The following is a 3,014-nucleotide window of genomic DNA, read 5'->3' as shown; positions in this document are numbered from 1 at the left end:
GCGCGAGCCCGTCGGGGAGCCGCGCGACGTCGGCGCCCTGCGCCCAGCCGGCCAGCCACGGCGGCATCTGGACCGGTGCCCGCCGCGCCCCGCCGCGCACCCGGACGGCGTACGTGCCGGCCAGGACGTCACCGAGCCGCTTGCTGCGGGGGTGCACGAGCGAGCACAGGAACGCGACCGAGCCGAACGTCATCCAGAGCTCGATGACACCGACGAGCGCACGGATCAGCGCCTGCCGGAACACGAGCGGTCCGCCGTCGTCGCGCACGATCCGGATGCCCAGCGCGAGCTTGCCGAGCGACCGGCCGCGGCTGAGCGTCTCCATCGTCGTCGGGTAGACGACCATGACCGTGACGAGCGCGAGGATCGACGTGATCCGCGCGACCTCCTCGGACATCGCCGCCGGGGCCGTCGTCGTCAGCACGATCACGATCACGATGAGCGCGGCCGCGAGCACCGCGAGGTCGATGAGCGCCGCCACGAGGCGCGTGAGCGCCGACGCCGCCCGGGTGTCGAGCAGCACGCCCTCGCCGATGAGGATCTCGTCCTCGACCATCGATGTCCCTCCTCCGCCGAGGGAACACTAACCGGAGACGGGCCCCGGAGATGGCAGGCTGTGGGCCGTGGACCTCGACGCCTTCCAGGTGGCCCGCGACGAGTCGTGGCAGCGCCTCGACGCGCTCGCGCGCAAGCGGCGCCGCACGGGTGCCGAGTCGGACGAGCTCGTCCGGCTGTACCAGTCGGCCGCGACCGACCTGTCCGTCATCCGTTCGGCCGCGCCCGACCCCGACGCCGTGAGCCGGCTCTCGCAGGTCGTCGCGCGCGCCCGCTCCGCGATCGTCGGCGCGCACGAGCCGAGCTGGCGCGACGTCGCGGTGTTCGTGGGGGAGTCGCTGCCCGCGGCGCTCTACCGGATCCGCTGGTGGACGGTCGGCGTCATGGTCGGGTTCCTGGCGCTCGCGGTCGCCGCCGGGTGGTGGGTCGCGACGCAGCCCGAGGCGCTCGCGGCGATGGGCACGCCCGCCGAGCGGCAGCAGTACGTCGACCACGCGTTCGCCGAGTACTACGACCCCGGCGCGGGGTTCGCCGCGATGGTGTGGACCAACAACGCGTGGATCACGGCGGTGTGCGTCGCGTCCGGCATCACGGGCGTCATCCCCGTCTGGCTGCTGATCCAGAACGCCGTGAGCGTCGGCGCGGTCGGCGGGATGATGGCCGCGCACGGCGAGCTCGCGCTGTTCCTCCAGCTCATCGCGCCGCACGGCCTGCTCGAGCTCACGGCGGTGTTCGTCGCGGGCGGCGCCGGGCTGCGGATCTTCTGGACGTTGATCGACCCGGGGCCGCGCACGCGTGGGCGCGCGCTCGCGGAAGAGGGGCGCGCGCTGTTCACGGTCGCGCTCGGCCTCGTCGGGGTCCTGGCCGTGTCCGGTGTGGTCGAGGGCTTCGTCACGGGCTCGGGCATGGCCTGGTGGCTCAAGATCGTCGTCGGCGTGGTCGTGCTCGCCGCGTTCTGGGTCTACACGCTCGTGCTCGGCGGCCGTGCGGTCCGGGCCGGGGCGACGGGCGACCTCGACCCCGACCGCGCGGGCTACGCGGTGCCGCTCGCCGGCTGACGCGCCGCGAGGTCCGTCAGCGCACGACGACGTCGTGCCCGACGGCGTCGTCGGCGTAGAACGTCACGAAGCGCTCCGCCTCGGCCACGACGTCCCGTCGGTCGCGCGCCGTCAGGTCGCCGAACGGCTCGACGACGAGCGTCGCGCGCTCCCGGCGCCGTCGCGCACCCGCCTCGTCCACCCGCACGCGTTCGACGCGCCAGGTCGCCGCCACCACGCCGTCGACGAGCACCGTGCCGGGCACGACGCCGTTGGGACTCTGCAGCGCGCGGCGGTGCTCGTCGGCCACGACGCGCGTGCGGTCCGCGTGGCTCAGGAGGACGTTGTCGAGGTCGGGCAGGAAGCGCACCGGCGCGGGGATCCCCGCCGGCGGGCGCGGCGCGTCGGGCAGGTCGAGCACCTCACGCGGGCGGACCTTCCCGGGGGACGGCTCGGCGGTGAACCGGACCACGCGGTCGCCGAGACGTGCGACCACCGCGGCCAGGCCGGTCAGCCCCGACCAGGCCTGCGCGTCCGCGACGCTCGCCGGGCCGAACGCGGCGAGGTACCGCAGGACGAGGCGCTCCTGCTCGACCGCCAGGACGTCGGGGTCGGACAGGTCGGGGGCCGCCGCAGAGGCGTCCGCACCGAACCACGCGGTCGTCGTCGTCCACGTCGTCGCACCCGACCGGCCCCACACGCCGCGCGGCGGGACCTGCACGAGCGGCAGCGTGCCGCGCGCCGCGTGCGCGAGCGCCGCGGGCGGGACGTGCGGCCACCGCTCCGCGAGCGTCTTCCCGAGGGCCGTGCTGACGCGCGGCTCCGCCTCGACGAGCGTGCGCGCGAGCGCCGTGACCTCGGCCAGGTCGACGGTGCGCAGCGGCGCCGCGTGCAGCGTGTTGACCTCGAGGTCGCGTGCGTAGAGCGGGGCGACCAGGCCGGGCAGCAGCAGGGCGTCCGCCGCGTCGACCAGGTGGATCGTGCCGCGCATGACCGCGATCCGCGCGAGCCGCCGGTCGAGCAGCGCGCCGCCCAGGTCCGCGTGCGTGAACCCCTCGACCCGGCTCCACAGGCCGACGTACGGGGACCACGCGTTCTGCGCCTGCAGGCCGACCAGGTGCCCGACGACGTCCACGGCCGACGCGTCCGTCCGCTCGAGCAGGTGCTGACGCGCGAGCAGGGCACGGTTGAGGGCGCGACGGTCGATCAGAGGTGGCTCGGCCATGCGGGGACGCTACCGAAGCGCACCGACGCCGGACCGGCCGTCGTCAGAGCCGGCCGGCCGCCTTGAGCGCCAGGTAGGTGTCCGCGAGGCGCGGGGCGAGGTCCTCGGGCAGCGCGTCGACCACCTCGACGCCCCGCCGGCGCAGCCGGACCGCGACCGCCGAGCGCTCGAGGTCGGCGCGCTCGGCCGCCGCGGCG

General features: G+C 75.6%; 3 protein-coding genes and 1 pseudogene. 1 reads left to right on the top strand and 3 read right to left on the bottom strand.

Going from position 1 to position 3,014, the window contains the following annotated elements; translation table 11 throughout:
- Nucleotides 1-556, bottom strand: a 556-nt coding sequence (locus tag HGA02_RS14935; RefSeq protein WP_168679801.1) for an RDD family protein, incomplete at its 3' end; no start/stop codon positions are given.
- Nucleotides 557-623: 67 nt separating this feature from the next.
- On the opposite strand from HGA02_RS14935, the gene HGA02_RS14930 reads away from it, so the two are divergent.
- Nucleotides 624-1,613: a stage II sporulation protein M gene (locus HGA02_RS14930; RefSeq protein ID WP_168679800.1), complete on the top strand. Its 990-nt coding sequence runs from the start codon at nt 624-626 to the stop codon at nt 1,611-1,613.
- A 16-nt stretch (nt 1,614-1,629) separates the two neighbouring features.
- Here HGA02_RS14930 and HGA02_RS14925 read toward each other — a convergent pair whose 3' ends face one another.
- Together HGA02_RS14925 and HGA02_RS21095 are read right to left on the bottom strand one after the other, a co-directional pair.
- Nucleotides 1,630-2,817, bottom strand: a complete 1,188-nt coding sequence (locus HGA02_RS14925) for a winged helix DNA-binding domain-containing protein (RefSeq protein WP_168679798.1) — start codon at nt 2,815-2,817, stop codon at nt 1,630-1,632.
- 43 nt (nt 2,818-2,860) lie between these two features.
- Nucleotides 2,861-3,014: pseudogene (locus tag HGA02_RS21095) on the bottom strand (DUF58 domain-containing protein); the annotation flags it as partial.

This window comes from Cellulomonas septica, assembly GCF_012396155.1.
Lineage (GTDB): Bacteria > Actinomycetota > Actinomycetes > Actinomycetales > Cellulomonadaceae > Cellulomonas > Cellulomonas septica.
Note: the sequence above shows the minus strand (reverse complement) of the source record. Positions and strands in the feature narration are given on the sequence as shown.

Bases quoted from the DNA above. Each gene is read 5' to 3' on its own strand.
- HGA02_RS14925 (WP_168679798.1), bottom strand. From the start codon at position 2,817: ATGGCCGAGCCACCTCTGATCGACCGTCGCGCCCTCAACCGTGCCCTG.